Origin of the sequence: Actinocorallia sp. A-T 12471 (genome assembly GCF_033875155.1) — a bacterium.
In the GTDB taxonomy this organism is placed as follows: domain Bacteria; phylum Actinomycetota; class Actinomycetes; order Streptosporangiales; family Streptosporangiaceae; genus Actinocorallia.
The window spans coordinates 791,467-807,691 of the sequence record NZ_JAWZTE010000002.1 but is presented as its reverse complement, the minus strand read 5'-3'; the positions used below and the strand labels follow the sequence as shown (position 1 = coordinate 807,691).

Annotated in this window: 15 protein-coding genes; 10 read left to right on the top strand and 5 right to left on the bottom strand. The window is 70.2% G+C overall.

The window, feature by feature from the left end:
• Positions 1-23 precede the first annotated feature (23 nt).
• Positions 24-1,052, top strand: a complete 1,029-nt coding sequence (locus R9X44_RS08735; RefSeq protein WP_319813492.1) for an adenosine deaminase — start codon at positions 24-26, stop codon at positions 1,050-1,052.
• Between the two features lie 165 nt (positions 1,053-1,217).
• Complete coding sequence (locus tag R9X44_RS08730) at positions 1,218-1,712, top strand: DUF3145 domain-containing protein (protein WP_319813491.1); 495 nt, start codon at positions 1,218-1,220, stop codon at positions 1,710-1,712.
• Positions 1,713-1,815: 103 nt separating this feature from the next.
• Here the strand turns inward: R9X44_RS08730 and R9X44_RS08725 are convergent, their stop codons facing one another.
• From R9X44_RS08725 to R9X44_RS08710, 4 genes are all read right to left on the bottom strand, one after another.
• Complete coding sequence (locus R9X44_RS08725; protein ID WP_319813490.1) at positions 1,816-3,366, bottom strand: VWA domain-containing protein; 1,551 nt, start codon at positions 3,364-3,366, stop codon at positions 1,816-1,818.
• A gap of 165 nt (positions 3,367-3,531) precedes the next feature.
• A complete protein-coding gene (locus R9X44_RS08720) occupies positions 3,532-3,990 on the bottom strand; it encodes a peroxiredoxin (RefSeq protein WP_319813489.1) in 459 nt (152 codons plus the stop codon).
• A gap of 110 nt (positions 3,991-4,100) precedes the next feature.
• On the bottom strand, positions 4,101-4,529 hold the full coding sequence (locus R9X44_RS08715) for a DUF3052 domain-containing protein (RefSeq protein ID WP_319813488.1): 429 nt from the start codon (positions 4,527-4,529) through the stop codon (positions 4,101-4,103).
• Positions 4,530-4,762: 233 nt separating this feature from the next.
• Positions 4,763-5,170 (bottom strand): secondary thiamine-phosphate synthase enzyme YjbQ, encoded by a 408-nt coding sequence (locus R9X44_RS08710; protein WP_319813487.1) that lies wholly within the window; start codon positions 5,168-5,170, stop codon positions 4,763-4,765.
• Between the two features lie 212 nt (positions 5,171-5,382).
• Here R9X44_RS08710 and aceE point away from each other — a divergent pair, with 212 nt between their 5' ends.
• A complete protein-coding gene (gene aceE, locus R9X44_RS08705) occupies positions 5,383-8,181 on the top strand; it encodes a pyruvate dehydrogenase (acetyl-transferring), homodimeric type (RefSeq protein WP_413774924.1) in 2,799 nt (932 codons plus the stop codon).
• Between the two features lie 96 nt (positions 8,182-8,277).
• Here aceE and R9X44_RS08700 read toward each other — a convergent pair whose 3' ends face one another.
• Entirely contained in the window at positions 8,278-9,273 is a 996-nt protein-coding gene (locus R9X44_RS08700; protein WP_319813486.1) for a sulfotransferase, read from the bottom strand.
• Positions 9,274-9,471: 198 nt separating this feature from the next.
• On the opposite strand from R9X44_RS08700, the gene R9X44_RS08695 reads away from it, so the two are divergent.
• From R9X44_RS08695 to R9X44_RS08665, 7 genes are all read left to right on the top strand, one after another.
• Positions 9,472-10,656: a helix-turn-helix domain-containing protein gene (locus tag R9X44_RS08695; RefSeq protein ID WP_319813485.1), complete on the top strand. Its 1,185-nt coding sequence runs from the start codon at positions 9,472-9,474 to the stop codon at positions 10,654-10,656.
• A 125-nt stretch (positions 10,657-10,781) separates the two neighbouring features.
• Positions 10,782-11,675: an ACP S-malonyltransferase gene (locus R9X44_RS08690; RefSeq protein ID WP_319813484.1), complete on the top strand. Its 894-nt coding sequence runs from the start codon at positions 10,782-10,784 to the stop codon at positions 11,673-11,675.
• Positions 11,672-12,631 (top strand): beta-ketoacyl-ACP synthase III, encoded by a 960-nt coding sequence (locus R9X44_RS08685; RefSeq protein ID WP_319813483.1) that lies wholly within the window; start codon positions 11,672-11,674, stop codon positions 12,629-12,631. The genes R9X44_RS08690 and R9X44_RS08685 overlap by 4 nt, the downstream gene beginning before the upstream one ends.
• Positions 12,632-12,675: 44 nt before the next feature.
• On the top strand, positions 12,676-12,933 hold the full coding sequence (locus R9X44_RS08680) for an acyl carrier protein (protein ID WP_319813482.1): 258 nt from the start codon (positions 12,676-12,678) through the stop codon (positions 12,931-12,933).
• Between the two features lie 106 nt (positions 12,934-13,039).
• Positions 13,040-14,305, top strand: a complete 1,266-nt coding sequence (gene fabF, locus R9X44_RS08675) for a beta-ketoacyl-ACP synthase II (protein ID WP_319813481.1) — start codon at positions 13,040-13,042, stop codon at positions 14,303-14,305.
• A gap of 16 nt (positions 14,306-14,321) precedes the next feature.
• On the top strand, positions 14,322-15,737 hold the full coding sequence (locus R9X44_RS08670) for an acyl-CoA carboxylase subunit beta (protein WP_319813480.1): 1,416 nt from the start codon (positions 14,322-14,324) through the stop codon (positions 15,735-15,737).
• A 181-nt stretch (positions 15,738-15,918) separates the two neighbouring features.
• The gene (locus R9X44_RS08665; protein WP_319813479.1) at positions 15,919-16,218 is read left to right on the top strand and encodes an SCO4225 family membrane protein; all 300 of its coding nucleotides are present in this window, start codon (positions 15,919-15,921) and stop codon (positions 16,216-16,218) included.
• Positions 16,219-16,225 lie beyond the last annotated feature (7 nt).

Here is a 16,225-nt window from a genome sequence, read left to right as displayed (position 1 = left end):
TTCCCGACGAAAGGGGGGATCGGATGTCGTTGCGCGACTTCATCGCCGGGCTGCCGAAGGCCGAACTGCACGTCCACCACGTGGGCTCCGCCTCGCCGGAGGTCGTCGCGGAACTCGCGGCGCGGCACGAGGGCGACACCAAGGTCCCGGCCGACCCCGAACTGCTCAAAGAGTTCTTCGACTTCCGCGACTTCGCGCACTTCATCGAGGTGTACGTCGCGGTCGTCGACCTGCTGCGCGACGCCGAGGACATCCGCGCGCTCACCTACGGCGTGGCCCGCGACATGGCACGGCAGAACATCCGCTATGCCGAGCTGACCGTCACCCCGTACCTGACGCTGCTCAAGGGCATCCCCGAGCCCGCGTTCATCGAGGCCATCGAGGACGCGAGGCGCACCGCCGAGCGCGACCTCGGCGTCGTGCTGCGCTGGTGCTTCGACATCCCCGGCGAGGAGGGCCTCGCGGCGGGCGAGGCGACCGCCCGCTTCGCCGTCGAGCACGCCCCCGAGGGCCTGGTGAGCTTCGGCCTCGGCGGACCCGAGGTCGGCTGGCCGAGGCCGCAGTTCAAGCCGTTCTTCGACCGCGCCCGCGCCGCCGGCCTGCACAGCGTCCCGCACGCGGGCGAGACGACCGGCCCCGAGACGGTCTGGGACGCGCTCGAGTTCCTCGGCGCGGAGCGGATCGGCCACGGCATCGCCGCCGCCCGCGACCCGCGCCTGCTCGACCACCTGGGCGAGCACGGCATCGCGCTCGAGGTGTGCCCGACGTCGAACATCGCCACCCGCGCCGTCCCGACGCTCGCCGAGCACCCGTTGCGCACCCTCGTGGACTCCGGCGTGCTGGTCACCGTCAACAGCGACGACCCGCCGATGTTCGGCACCGACCTGAACACCGAGTACCTCGTCGCGGCCGACCTGCTCGGCCTTGACGCCGGCGGCGTCGCCGCGCTCGCCGAGAACGCGGTGCGCGCGTCCTTCATGGACCCGCGCGACAAGGCACGGCTGACCGCCGAGATACAGGCGCATCTCCGCGCGGAGACGGGGTCGTCCTGACGCGGAAAGGTCGCGCATTGTTGCCGTGAGGTTTCGTTTGGTCAATGGCGCTGGTGCGCGGGGGGATCCATCGGGCACAATGAGGGACGCACGGTCCATCTTGGCCACCGCTGCTCCAGGCCGTAGGGGAAGACGCGCCTAGAGAAGCACCACCAGGAGGACCGAGTGACCGTACGCGGTGTGTTTCACGTCCACTCCGCGCCACCTGCGCTGTGCCCGCACATCGAATGGGCGACCGCGGGTGTGCTTGGCGTGCCCGTCAAACTGCTGTGGACCGATCAGCCCGCTGCCCCCGGCAGCCAGCGGGCCGAACTGTGCTGGGAGGGCAAGCCCGGTATCGCCGCGGCCATCACCTCCTCGCTGCGCGCCTGGAAACTCGCGCGGTTCGAGGTGACGGAGGAGGCTTCACCCGGCGCGGACGGCATGCGCTACTGCTTCACCCCGTCCCTCGGGGTCTTCACCGCCACGGTCGGAGCCAACGGCGACATCATGATCCCCGAGGACAGGCTGCGCCATGTGATGGCCAACGCCGCGAGCGGCAGGACGACGCTGGAACACGAGCTCGACCGGCTGCTGGGCACCCCCTGGGACCACGAGCTCGAACCGTTCCGCAGGGCCGGTGACGGCGCGCCCGTCCGCTGGCTGCACGCCGCGGGCTGACCGTCCGACCGCGCACCGAGGGTCCGGCCGCCGCCGGCCCTCCGGCGGCGGCGGTCGACACGGCGGCGGACGGGCACGGCGGCGGCCGCTTCGGGCACGGCCGTCACTGGTAGCCGCGGATCTCCCTGAAGACCTCCTGGAGGGACTGCGCGCGCGCGTCGAACGACCTGCCTCCGGTGAGGTCGGCGAGCTCCTTCATCTCCTTCTCCTCGGCCTCGCCGAACAGGACGGGGAAGACCGGCACCCCGAGCCTGGCGTAGCCGTCGAAGCGGCGGCGGAACTCGGCGAAGTCCATGCCGCCGGTGTTCTCCCCGTCGGTCATCAGCACGATCGAGGTGAACCTGTCGGGATCGGCCGCGGTCTTCTGGCCGACGATCTTGTACGCGGTCGTGAGGCCGTCGTAGATGGCGGTGCCGCCGCCGACCCTGAGCCCCTCGGCGTAACGCCGGATCTCCGTCAGCGCGGCCCCCGGGTTCTCGGCGGGGACGGTGAACTCCCGCGCGGCGTGCGGCTTGGTGCTGAACGGCACGACGGTCACCTCCTCGCGGTTGAGGAACCTGTCGAAGGCAGGGGAGTCCCCGCCCGTCAGGGAGACGAAAGCGCGCTTGAGGTCGGCGATCCTGTCGCCCGTCATCGAGCCCGAGACGTCGATCACGTACGCGGTCCGCGACGGCCTGCGCAGCCTGTCGTAGAAGGCCGCCAGAAGCCCGTCGACGGTCTCGGAGGCCCCGGGGAAGGGCAGCTCCCGCACGTCGGCCACGCCCTCGAACGGGACGGACTCCACGACCGGCCTGCGGTGCGTCGTCTCCACGATGCGCTTCTGCGTCTCGGGACGCAGCAGATAGGCGGTGATCTTGTCGTAGGCCGCCTGTGTCTCGGGTGACTCCCCCGGCAGCAGCGTCAGCGGGTAGTCGGCCGTGACGACCCCGTCGGAGGGGTACACCAGCGCCAACGGCTCAGGCAGCCTTCCCGACGCGTTCAGCGACCTCAGGACGGACTCGTAGTTGACGAGCCCGTCGACCTCCGCCCCCTTGCGCACGAACGCCTCCGACAGCCAACCCGACGATCCTGCCGTCAGGGTCTGCGCGGAGAAGAAGTCACGCAAGGCGGGCGAGAGCTTCGCGACGCTCGGCGGATCGAGGTCCTGTCCCGCGTTGAGCGCGGTCGCGACCCCGACGAGCGCGGAGAACCCCGAGTTCGACGCGGCGGGACTCGTCATCCCGTAGGTGAAGTCGCGGTCCACGGCGGCCTTGGCGACCTCGGCCCATGACGGCCGCTTGTCGACCCAACCGAGCCGCCGCGCCGCCTCCTGCCGCACCCCGAGCACGACGGGCGACGACATGATCGGCGTGGCCGTCGCGGCCGACGGCCGGTCGCGCAGCTCCAGATACCTGTTCGACCCGAACCAGATGGCCTGGTGCCTTTGCCCGGCCTGTCCGGAGACCACCTGCCGGACCCCGTCGAGCGTCCCGGCGTACGTGAACCGCACGCTCACGCCGGTCGCCTTCGCCGCGTCCCGCAGCACCGGGTCGAGATCGGCGAGCTCGCTCCCGGCGAGCACGTGCAGCACTGAGCCTTCCGCGGGCTCACCCTCGGCGGAACATCCCGCCACCAGCGAGGCGACGGCCATGAACGCCGCAAGAATCCTTCTCATGGCCGATGAGACGCAGCCCACTCCCACCCGGAGGAGAACGCCACATGACCGTCAGATGAACCTGTGGAGCCGAATCCGGCCCCGATCCGCACATCTCCCGATACCGCACATCTTGGGAAGAGCCGGTCTTGGCGGCCGGGTGCGCCCGGCCGCCAAGCCACGGATTCAGATACCGCTTAGAGCCTTGCGGAGCTCGTCGAGGTCGCGGGCGTTGGGGATGTCGTTGTCGACCTTCCACTTGACCACGCCGGTCTTGTCGATGATGAAGGTGCCGCGACGGGCCAGCCCCTTCTCCTCGTCGAACACGCCGTAAGCGGAGGCGACGCCTCCGTGCGGCCAGAAGTCCGACAGGAGCGGGAACTGGTAGCCCTCCTGGTCCGCCCACGCGCGGTGCGCGAAGACGGAGTCGACGGACACCGCGAGGACCTGGACGTCGTCGCCGCCCAGGGTGGGCAGTTCGTCGCGGATGGCGCACAGCTCACCGGTGCAGATGCCGCTGAACGCCAGCGGGTAGAAGACCAGGACGACGTCCTTGGAGCCGGCGAAGTCCGACAGCTTCACTGGCGTGCCGTGCTGGTCCTTCAGTTCGAAGTGCGGGGCCTTGTCTCCGACCTCAACGGCCATGGTGGATTCCCTTCGAGGAGACTGGGTCTTGCCTGGGCAGGCGAAGCAGGGCCCAGTCTGCCACCAGTCCGCCCGAGGAAGATCCGTCCACCCGGGTGGCCCTCGGCCCGCTACATGCGGCCCTTGGGCGCGACGAGCCGGGTTCCCGACCATTCGGGGGCGGCGCTGACGCTCTTGGTCTGGGAGAGACCCGCGGTCGGGGCGGCCTCGGAGATGTCGCTGGGCTCGACGTGCCCTTCGCGGCCTGCCTTCGGGGTGAGGAGCCAGATGTGCCCGCCGCCGGCGATGGAGGACAGGGCGTCGACCAGTCCGTCGACGAGGTCGCCGTCTTCGTCGCGCCACCACAGCACGACCACGTCGGCGACGTCCTCGTAGTCCTCGTCGACCATCTCGGCGCCGATGACTGCCTCGATGGACGCACGCAGCTCCTCGGAGACGTCCTCGTCCCAGCCGAGCTCCTGCACCACCTGGCCCGGCTTGAAACCGAGCCGTTCGGCCAGGCTGCGCTCTGTCTGCGCCTGGCCCGCGGTCGCGCTCACTGACGTCCTCCCTGTGTCGTGTTCATGGGATGCACCGTACTGGCTATCCAGCGCCCCGGCTCGCCACCGGACGGCTTGGCGCCTTCCGATCGGAGACCCGGGTCGCGACGCCTTCGCGTCGGCACGCCCCAAGGTATTGCGGGACAGTCCACACAAAGGACGGCCCCTTGCGCAAGTGCCCATACCCCATAAGCATGATCCACACGTGCTCCACATGCGGATTCGCCTTCCCATCATGTTCCCCGCAGAAACGACAGACGCACCTCTCGTTCGGGATTGTCCACGTTGAGATCCACGACGGCGATCGACTGCCATGTTCCCAGGGCGAGTCTTCCGCCGATCACGGGAACGCTCGCGTAAGGCGGGATGAGGGCGGGCATGACATGGGAGCGCCCGTGTCCTCGGGTGCCGTGCGAGTGCCGCCATCTGTCGTCGGCGGGCAGGAGGTCGCGCAGGGCCGCCAGAAGATCGTCGTCGCTTCCGGCGCCGAGTTCGATGATCGCGATTCCGGCGGTCGCGTGCGGGACGAAGACGTGCAGAAGGCCGTCCCCCTCACCGCGTATGAAATCTCGGCATTCCTCGGTGATGTCGTGAACGGTCTCGTGGCGTCCGGTGCGTACCGGAAGCAGGCTGCTCTTCATGAGAGGATCATCACAGGTGTAGACCAATGCGGGTCGGGGAACAACTGACGGCTTTGTGGTCGGCGTGCCCTTACACCGTGTATTTACCGTCTCTCTGACGCGCCTAACATCGGCTCTGACAGTGCTGTGACCTGCGCCTTGTTACCGGGCAGTAGAGATGCGAGAGCGCCTCGTCGGCGGCAGGATGGGCAGTGAACGTCGACAAACAGCCGATGTACCCGCGTGACAAGGGGACACCAGTGCCTTCCGGACGCCAGCGCTTCTCGATCATTAGCGACGGCCTGCCGAGCCAGCTCCCGGACATCAACCCGGACGAGACCAGGGAGTGGCTCGAATCACTGGACACGGTCATCAAGACCGAGGGCCGTACCAGGGCCCGCTATGTGATGCTCAAGCTTCTTGAGCGAGCCAGGGAACAGCAGGTCGGCGTGCCCGGCCTGCGCAGCACCGACTACATCAACACCATCCCCCCGGAGAAGGAGCCCTGGTTCCCCGGCGACGAGCACATCGAGCGTCGGATCAGGGCCTACATCCGGTGGAACGCCGCGATCATGGTCTCCCGGGCGAACCGTCCGGAACTGAGCGTCGGCGGCCACATCGCCACCTACGCGTCGGCCGCGTCGCTGTACGAGGTGGGCTTCAACCACTTCTTCCGCGGCAAGGACCACGGCGAGTCCGGCGACCAGGTGTTCATTCAGGGCCACGCCGCCCCCGGCGTGTACGCGCGCGCGTTCCTCGAGGGCCGCCTGAGCGAGCAGCAGCTCGACGGGTTCCGCCAGGAGGTCTCGCACCCCGGCGGCGGCCTGTCGTCGTACCCGCACCCGCGGCTCATGCCGGACTTCTGGGAGTTCCCGACGGTCTCGATGGGCCTTGCCGCCATCGACTCGATCTACCAGGCGCGGTTCAACCGCTACCTGCTGTCGCGCGAGCTCAAGGACACCTCGCGCTCGCACGTGTGGGCGTTCCTCGGCGACGGCGAGATGGACGAGCCCGAGTCGCTCGGCGCGATCGGCCTCGCCGCCCGCGAGGAGCTGGACAACCTCACCTTCGTCATCAACTGCAACCTGCAGCGGCTCGACGGCCCGGTGCGCGGCAACGGCAAGATCATCCAGGAGCTCGAGTCCTACTTCCGCGGCGCGGGCTGGAACGTCATCAAGGTCATCTGGGGCCGCGACTGGGACCCGTTGCTGGCCAAGGACGTCGACGGTGTGCTCGTCAACAAGATGAACAACACCCCCGACGGCCAGATGCAGACCTTCACCGTCGAGCCCGGCTCCTACACGCGCGAGCAGTTCTTCGGCGACGACCCCCGGCTGCGCAAGATCGTCGAGCACCTCAGCGACGACGACCTCGCCAAGCTGTCGCGCGGCGGCCACGACTACCGCAAGCTGTTCGCGGCGTTCAAGGCGGCGCGTGAGCACGTCGGCCAGCCGACGGTGATCCTCACGCACACCATCAAGGGCTGGACCCTCGGGCCCGACTTCGAGGCCCGCATGTCCAGCCACCAGATGAAGAAGCTCACCAAGAACGAGCTCAAGGAGTTCCGCGACCGCCTGTACCTGGAGATCCCGGACTCGGCCCTGGAGGCCGACCTCCCGCCCTACTACCACCCGGGCGAGGACTCCGAGGAGATCCAGTACATGAAGGAGCGCCGCGCGGCGCTCGGCGGCTTCCTGCCCAAACGCGTCAACCGCGCCAAGCCGCTCACCCTGCCCGGCGACGCGCCCTACGACGACCTGCGCAAGGGTTCAGGCAAGCAGTCGGTGGCCACCACCATGGCCTTCGTCCGGCTGCTCAAGGACCTGATGAAGGACAAGAACATCGGGCACCGCTTCGTCCCGATCATCCCGGACGAGGCGCGCACGTTCGGCATGGACGCGATGTTCCCGACGGCGAAGATCTACTCGCCGCACGGGCAGACGTACGAGTCGGCCGACCGCAAGCTGATGCTGTCCTACAAGGAGTCCGAGCAGGGCCAGATCCTGCACGAGGGCATCTCCGAGGCCGGGTCGATGGCGTCGCTGATCGCCTCCAGCACGGCCTACGCCACGCACGGCGAGCACATGATCCCGATCTACATCTTCTACTCGATGTTCGGGTGGCAGCGGACCGGCGACCAGATGTGGGCGATGGCCGACCAGATGGGCCGCGGGTTCATGCTCGGCGCGACCGCGGGCCGCACCACCCTGACGGGCGAGGGCCTGCAGCACGCCGACGGCCACTCGCACCTGCTCGCCTCCACCAACCCCGCGACGGTCAGCTACGACCCGTCCTGGGCGTTCGAGCTGTCCCACATCGTCAAGGACGCGCTGCGCCGGATGTACGGCTCGAGCGAGGAGTTCCCGCAGGGCGAGGACATCAACTACTACCTGACGGTCTACAACGAGCCCTACGTACAGCCGGCCGAGCCGGAGGGCCTTGACGTCAAGGACCTGCTGCGCGGCCTGTACAAGTTCGGCGACGGCCCGGACCTCGGCTCCGAGGCACCCAAGGCGCAGATCGTCTCCTCCGGAGTGGCCGGGCGCTGGGCGATCGACGCCCAGCGCATCCTGGCCGAGGACTGGGGCGTGTCGGCCGACCTGTGGTCGGCCCCGTCCTGGACCGAGCTGCGCCGCGAGGCGATGAACTGCGACACGTTCAACCTGCTCAACCCCGAGCGCGAGCAGCTGATCCCGTTCGTGACCCGGCGTCTGTCCGACGTGCCGGGCCCGATCGTGGCCGTCAGCGACTTCATGCGCGCGGTGCAGGACCAGATCGCCCCGTGGGTCCCCGGTGACTACACCTCGCTGGGCACCGACGGGTTCGGCTTCTCCGACACCCGCGCGGCGGCCCGCCGCTTCTTCCACGTCGACGCCGAGTCGATCGTGCTCGCGGTGCTGACCAGGCTGGTCAAGCGCGGCGAGATGAAGCACGAGGTGCTCCAGCAGGCGATCACCCGCTACGGCCTCGACCAGGGCGTCGCGGCGGTCTCCGGCGTGAACGCCCCCGCCGAGTCCGGCGGCGCGGCCTGACGCCTCCCCGAGGCGCTGTGCCGGTCTGAACGACGAGGAGGGGCCCGGAGGTGTTCCGGGCCCCTCCTTCACCGTCCGGACGTCTGTGCGGCCGTCTCAGCGGCCCAGGACGAGCAGGTCGCGGTCGAGGCGGCAGGCGAGGTCGCCGTGCTCGCGCAGCCGCCGCACCGCGTCCTTGGCGTCGCGGGCCATCCGGCTGCGCCGCATCGCCGCGGCCGTCGCCAGGTAGTGGGTGACGGCCTTGGCCGACGGGCGCGGGGCGTCGCTGAGCTCGTAGCCGTAGCGGCGCAGGCGTTCGGCGAGGAAGTACTCGGCGACCGCGATCTCGGTCTCGTCGAGCCGCTCCTGCCAGGAGTGCACGGCCCCCGCGTCGACGGCCTGGTGGGTGCGGCGGTGGTGCTTCTTGCGGCGCGGGGTCACCGAGGCGACCGCGCTCGGGCGCAGCATCGCCGGGTCGAAGTCCTCGCGCAGGAACCCGCACAGGCGGCGCAGCTCGGATTCCGGATCGGTGACCAGCCGCTCGTACTGGAGTTCGTGGTAGGAGTGCGGCGGCAGGGACCGCCGTGCCTTGTCCCCGGCGTCTATGGCCGCCGCCCAGGTCGTCATCGCGTAGGTGGTGTCGCGCTCCCACCACGGCATGTTCTTGAGCGAGCCGACGCAGTCGCGGCCGTCCCGGATCAGATGGACGACCTGCGCGTCGGGAAACAGCCGGAACAGCTCGGGCAGGTAGCGCACGTACCCGGGCCGCTTGTCGCCCCAGCGCGGCTTGCCGTGGCCGCGCGCGTAGGCGCGGAAGACCGCGCCGAGCGCCGAGCCGAGCGTCGGCGGGCCCGACTCGATCTCGGCGACCATCGCGAACGCGTCGAGGCCGAGGTCGGGGAACTTGTGCCCGCGCGTCCCGGTGAGCCAGACGCCGAGGGCGCGCCGGTTGCCACGGTCGGTCAGGTCGCCGAACATCTCACGGCCGTAGTAGGCGGGCAGAAGGAACCTCGTCTCGGGCGGGATCGCGATCCTGGGGTGGGCGTGCAGCATGAGCTGGAGGAGCGTGGTACCCGAACGGGGGCATCCGACGACGAAGATGGGGCGTTCCACTCCCTGACCTTTCCGTAGTCGTGAGGGCACTGACCCTCCGGAGATTACGGAGCGTGCATTTTTCTGGCACGCAACGTAGCGGCCCGTGGTGGAGAATTGACCGGGGGCTTACTCCGACGCGGTGTAGGCGGCCGAGGCGGGACGGGAAGGCAGGACGGGGGTACAACGCTCCGCCACCGGGATGGCACCCTTGTCCCCGTGACGAACGAGAGCGCGGAGAGCCGCGCGCTGCGGGAGGCGACCACCCGCCGCCTGGAGACCGCGCTGAGCACGTTCGGAGTCGCGGCGCTCACCCGCATGGAGGAGCGGCTTCCGTGGTTCCGGCGGATGCCCGCCGAGCAGCGGTCCTGGATCGGCCTCGTGGCGCAGACCTCGATCGCGGCGTTCGTCGACTGGTTCCGCAACGGCGAGCGCACCCGGGTCGCGCTCGGCGGCGAGGTGTTCGCGACCGCGCCGCGCGAGATGATGCGCACGATCCGGCTCCAGCACACCGTCGACATGATCCGGGTGATCAGCGAGGTCGTGGAGACGCGCCTGCACGACCTGGCCGCCCCCGGAGGCGAGGCACAGCTGCGCGAGGCGATCCTGCGCTACACCCGCGAGGTCGCCTTCAGCGCCGCCCAGGTGTACGCGCGCGCCGCCGAGACGCGCGGGGCCTGGGACGCCCGCCTTGAGGCGCTGGTGGTCGACTCGCTCCTGCGCGGTGACGGCGACGACGGCCTGCACTCGTGGGCGGCGGCGCTCGGCTGGACGACCAAGCCGGTCGTCGTCATCGCCGGACACGCCCCCGAGGACAGCTCGGAGGCCATCGCCGACCAGATCAAGCTCTCGGCGCGGCGGCTACGTGTGGACGTTCTGTCGGGGGTGCAGGGCAGCAGGCTGATCGTGATCGTCGGCGGCGCGGAGGACCCCCTCGCGGCCGCAAGGCAGCTTTCCGCGAAGTTCGGCCAAGGGCCCGTCGTGGTCGGCCCTGAAGCGCCCGACCTCTACGGGGCCACCGCGTCGGCGAAGGCTGCGCTCGCGGGGCTGCGCGCGGCCGTCGGCTGGCCGGACGCGCCGAGGCCGGTCGCCGCCTCCGAGCTGCTGCCCGAACGGGCGCTCGACGGCGACGAGGCGGCCCGCAAGTACCTCGTCGAGCAGGTCTTCGCGCCCATCCAGGCCGCCGGAGCGCCCCTCCTGGACACCCTCACCACCTACCTCGAACAGGGCTCGTCCCTCGAGGCCACCGCGCGGCTGTTGTACGTCCACCCCAACACCGTCCGGTACCGCCTGCGCAGGGTGAGCGAACTGACCGGTCTGCCCCCGACCGACGGACGCGGCGCGTTCACCCTCCGGATCGCTCTGGTGCTCGGAAGATTCACCGATCGAGCCGGATCCTTTTAGGAGTTCTCCAAGCCGCGCCACAAGGAGCGGGCGTCACCCTTGTCAGGGTCCTACAAAGACCGCGGAGCAAACTTCGTCCCTGTCGGCATGACCCCGACCCCCTGCTCCACGGCATGGTTGGTCCCGTGCTTCTCATCACAGCTCCCGGCCAAGGCGCCCAGACCCCCGGATTCCTCGCCCCATGGCTCGAGGTCCCCGGCGTTGCGGATCGGCTCGGCGCCTGGTCCGACATCGTCGGGCTTGACCTGATCCGCTACGGCACCACCGCGGATGCCGACGAGATCAAGGACACCGCGGTCGCCCAGCCGCTGCTGGTCGCCGCCGCGCTCGTCACCTTCCAGGCCCTCGGCCTGCGGCCCGACGCCGTCGCCGGACACAGCGTCGGAGAGCTCGGCGCGGCCGCGATGGCCGGGGTGCTCAGCGAGGAGGACGCGATGCGCCTCGTGGCCGTGCGCGGCCGCGGCATGGCCGAGGCCGCCACGATCACCCAGACGGGCATGACCGCCGTCCTGGGCGGCGACACCGACGAGGTGCTGGCCGCCATCGCCAAGCACGGCCTCACCCCCGCCAACATCAACGGCGCGGGCCAGATCGTCGCGGCGGGCACGCTGGAGCAGCTCGCGGCGTTCGCCGAGGAGCCCCCGGCCAAGGCGCGCCTGCGGCCCCTGGCCGTCGCCGGGGCCTTCCACACCGACCACATGGCCCCGGCCGTCGCCGCACTGGAGACCGCCGCCGCCGCGATCACCCCCAAGGACCCCGAGATCACACTGGTCTCCAACAAGGACGGCGCGGTCGTCGACTCCGGCGCGGAGTTCCTTTCGCGGCTCGTCGGCCAGGTCAGCTCGCCCGTCCGCTGGGACCTGTGCATGGGGACGTTCGCCGACCTCGGCGTCAGCGCGATCATCGAGCTGGCGCCGTCCGGCACGCTGGTGGGCCTGGCCCGCCGTGAGCTGAAGGGCACGACCCTGTTCGGCCTCAAGTCCCCCGAGGACATCGACAAGGCACGGGAGCTCGCGTGAAGCTGTCCGAAGGGCGCAACGGCGCCCGCATCCTGGCCTTCGGCCACTACCAGCCCGACAACGTCGTCACCAACGACGACCTCGCCGCCCGCGGCGTCGACACCAACGACGAGTGGATCCGCTCCCGCGTCGGGATCGCCTCACGGCGGCTCGCGCTCGAGGACGAGTCGATGCTCGACCTCGCCGTCGCCGCCGGAGGCAAGGCGCTCGCCGCGAGCGGGCTCACCCCCGACGAGATCGACCTCGTCGTCGTCGCGACCTGCACCGCCGAGAGCCAGGTGCCGAACGCCTCGGCCACCGTCGCCTACCGGCTCGGCATCACCGCGCCCGGCGCGTTCGACGTCAACGCCGCGTGCGCCGGGTTCTGCTACGCGCTGTCCACGGCGAGCGACGCGATCCGCGCGGGCTCGGCAAAGAACGTCCTCGTCGTCGGCGCGGAGAAGTTCACCCCGTGGATCGACTGGACCGACCGCACGACCTGCATCATCTTCGCCGACGGCGCGGGCGCGGCGGTCGTGACCGGCGCGGACGTGCCGCAGGTCGGCCCGGTGGTGTGGGGGAGCGACGGCGAGAACGCCGACAAGATCATGGTGCAGGACCGCAACTCGTTCCTGTCCCAGGACGGCCAGGCCGTCTTCCGGTGGGCGACCACCGCGCTGCACCCGGTGGCACTGGAGGCGTGCCGGAGGGCGGGCATCGACCCGTCCGAACTCGCGGCGTTCGTGCCGCACCAGGCGAACCTCAGGATCATCCACGGCATCGCGAGGAAGCTCAACGCGCCCAACGCGGTGATCGCCGAGGACATCGTCAACGCCGGGAACACCTCGGCCGCGTCCATCCCGATGGCGCTCTCGCGCATGATCGAGCGCGGCGACGTCAAGTCGGGAGAACCGGCTCTCATTATCGGGTTCGGCGCAGGACTGACCTACGCTGCCCAGGTCATCCAGATCCCCTAGGGTCTGGGCGAAACATCCCTATCGGAATCAAGGAGCACCCAGCAATGGCTGAAGTCACCACGCAGACGATCCTCGACGGACTCGGCGAGATCGTCGAGGAGATCGTCGGCATCCCGGCCGCCGACGTCACCCCCGAGAAGAACTTCATCGACGACCTCGACATCGACTCGCTGTCGATGGTCGAGATCGCCGTCGCCGCGCAGGACAAGTTCGGCGTCGAGATCCCCGACGACGAGCTGAAGAACCTGCGCACGGTCCAGGACGTCGTGGACTACGTCCAGGGCCTCGCGACCAAGGCCTGATCCTCACCCGCTCCGAAGTCCGGATTCGGAGCGCGCGGTCGCGCGGGCCGCTGCAGAGGCCCGCGCGACCACGAGATACCCCCCCAGGTAAATAGGAGTAAGCGCAATGGGCAAGACCCGTGTTGTTGTGACCGGTTTGGGAGCGTCGACCCCTCTGGGGGGCGACGTCGCGTCCACCTGGGACGCCCTACTCGCCGGCAAGTCCGGCTCGCGCACTCTGCCCTGGGACGACCTTGATCGGCTGCCCGTCCAGTTCGCCGCGCAGGCCGCGGTCGAGCCCGCCGACTCCGGCGTGCTCGCCAAGCCCCGCATGCGGCGCATGGACCGCTGCCAGCAGTTCGCCCTCATCGCCGCCATCGAGGCGATGAAGGACGCCGGTTACGCGCACGGCGAGACCGAGGGCCTCACCATCGACTCCGACAGGCTCGGGGTCGTGCTGTCGTCCGGCATCGGCGGACTGCACTCCGCCCTCGACAGCTACGACGTCTTCCGGGAGAAGGGCTGGCGCCGCGTCTCCCCGTTCACCGTGCCGATGCTGATGCCCAACGGCTCGGCCGCGCACGTCGGCCTCGAGTTCAACGCCACGGCGGGCATCCACGCGCTGGTGTCGGCGTGCTCGTCGAGCGCCGAGGCCATCGGCTACGGCATCGACATGATCCGGGCCGGGCGCGCCGACGTCGTCATCGCCGGCGGCACCGAGGCGTGCATCCACCCGCTCCAGATGGCCTCCTTCGGCGCGATGCGCGCCATGTCCACCCGCAACGATGCCCCCGAGCTCGCCTCCCGCCCTTACGACAAGGCGCGTGACGGCTTCGTGCTCGGCGAGGGCTCCGCGGTCCTCATCCTCGAGTCCGAGGAGCACGCGCGCGCACGCGGCGCGAAGATCTACGCGATCGCCTCCGGCGTCGGCTACTCCGCCGACGGCCACGACATGGTCCAGCCGCCCGAGGACGGGCGCGGCGCGGCCAAGGCGATGCAGCGGTGCCTTGCTGACTCCGGCCTCGAGCCCGAGCAGATCGTCCACATCAACGCGCACGGCACGTCGACCCCGCAGGGCGACGTCGCCGAGCTGCAGGGCATCAAGAAGGCGTTCGGCGACCACGCCTACCGCCTGAACATCACCGCGACCAAGTCGATGACTGGCCACCTCCTGGGCGGCGCGGGGGCGTTGGAGGCGCTCATCACCGTGCTGTCGCTGCGCGAGGGCCTTGTCCCTCCCACGGTGAACCTGGAGAACCTCGACGACCAGGTCGACCTCGACATCGTGTCCGGCGAGCCGCGCAAGCTGCCTGACGGCCCGGCCGCCGCTCTCAACAACTCGTTCGGATTCGGCGGTCACAACGTGACCCTTGCGTTCGAGCGGGTCCTATGAGCCTCTAGGAGTCCTCGTGACCGTCCTCGACACCGCTCCGCTCCACCCGCTCGCCGAGGCGGACCCGCGTGATCCGCGGGTCCGCCTTGAGTCGCTGTTCGACGAGGGGACCTTCCGCCCCCTCGGCGGCGGCGAAGGCAGCGGCAAGCTCGCGGGTCGAGGACGGATAGAGGGGATACCCGTCGTGGGGTTCGCCAGCGACCCGCGCGTCATGGGCGGGGCGATGGGGACCGAAGGGTGCGAGGCCGTCGTCGGGGCGTACGAGCTCGCGTTGCGCGAGCGGCTCCCGATCGTCGGCCTGTGGCACTCCGGCGGGGCGCGCCTTGCCGAGGGCGTCGAGTCGCTGCACGCGGTCGGCAGGATCTTCGCCGTGCAGACCAGGGCGTCCGGGGTGGTTCCGCAGATCTCGGTCGTGCTCGGCCCGGCGGCAGGCGGCGCGGCGTACGGGCCCGCGCTCACCGACGTCGTCGTGCTGTCGGAGAACGGGAAGATCTTCGTCACCGGGCCCGACGTGGTGCGCTCGGTGACCGGCGAGGACATCGACATGGCCGGGCTCGGCGGCGTCGAGGCGCACGGCGTCAGGTCGGGCGTCGCGCACATCACGACCAAGGACGACGCGTCGGCGATCGAGACCGCGCGACGGCTCGCGCTGCTGCTCGGGAACCAGGACCGGGTCAGGCTCGACACCGTGGAGGAACGCGACTTCTCGGACTTCCTGCCGGAGAGCGTGCGGCGTGCCTACTGTGTGCTTCCGCTGGTCAAGGGGATCGTCGACGACGAGCTCGTCGAGCTGCAGGCCAAGTGGGCGGCCAACATCGTCACGGCGTTCGGGAGGCTCGGCGGGCGTACCGTGGGCGTCATCGCGAACAACCCGCTGCGCAAGGGCGGCTGCCTCGACAGCCTCTCGGCGGAGAAGTGCGCGAGGTTCGTCAGGCTCTGCGACGCGTTCGGCGTCCCGCTCATCGTCCTCGTTGACGTCCCCGGCTACCTGCCCGGCGTCGGCCAGGAACACGGCGGCGTCGTCCGCCGGGGCGCGAAACTCCTGCACGCCTTCGCCGAAGCCACAGTTCCCCGCATCACGCTGGTGACCCGCAAGGCGTACGGCGGCGCCTACATCGCCATGAACTCCCGCTCCCTGGGCGCGACCAAGGTCTTCGCCTGGCCCACCGCCGAGGTCGCCGTCATGGGGGCCCTGGCCGCCGTCCGCGTCCTCCACCGCAAGCAGCTCGCCGCGGCCCCCGAAGCCGACCGCGCGGCCCTGGAACAGAGCCTCGCCGACGAGCACGCCCGCATCGCCGGCGGTCTGGACCGGGCCATCTCCCTGGGCGTGGTGGACGAGGTCGTCTCGCCCTCCAGAACCCGCACCGCCCTGGCCCAGTCCCTTGCCGAAGCCACGCCGACCCGCGGCTTCCACACCAACATCCCTCTGTAGGAACTCTGCACGCGCACCGGCCGTGGTCGCCCCGCGGCCACGGCCGGTGCGCCGAAAAAGAGTTATCCACAGCCCGTCCGACGAATGTCGCCCCGGCGTTGCATGATGGCAAGGCCCGAGAAGGTCTCGCGGCGAAGCACAGTGCGCCCGCGATCGCGGCGGGAGCCGAGGGGAGAGCGACATGGAAGCGCCGAGCACGGCCTCCAGGAGCGTGGCGGGCGTGATCGCCCGCGCCTACCTGCTGCTGGTACTCGCGGCGTTCGCGGTGGGCGTCGTCCCTTACCTCCTCCACGGCGAAGGCCCCGAAGACGCCCTGGGCTTCGTGTGGCTCGTGGGCGCGACCCTCCCCGGCTGCCTGGCGGTCCTGTCCGCCCTCCCATCAGGCCACGTCATCCTCAACGCCGTGGCCCTCGTCGCCACCGGAGCCCTCCAATCCTGGCTCCTCCACAAACTCCTCCGCCGCCTCCTCCCCAACCCTTGACCCCACT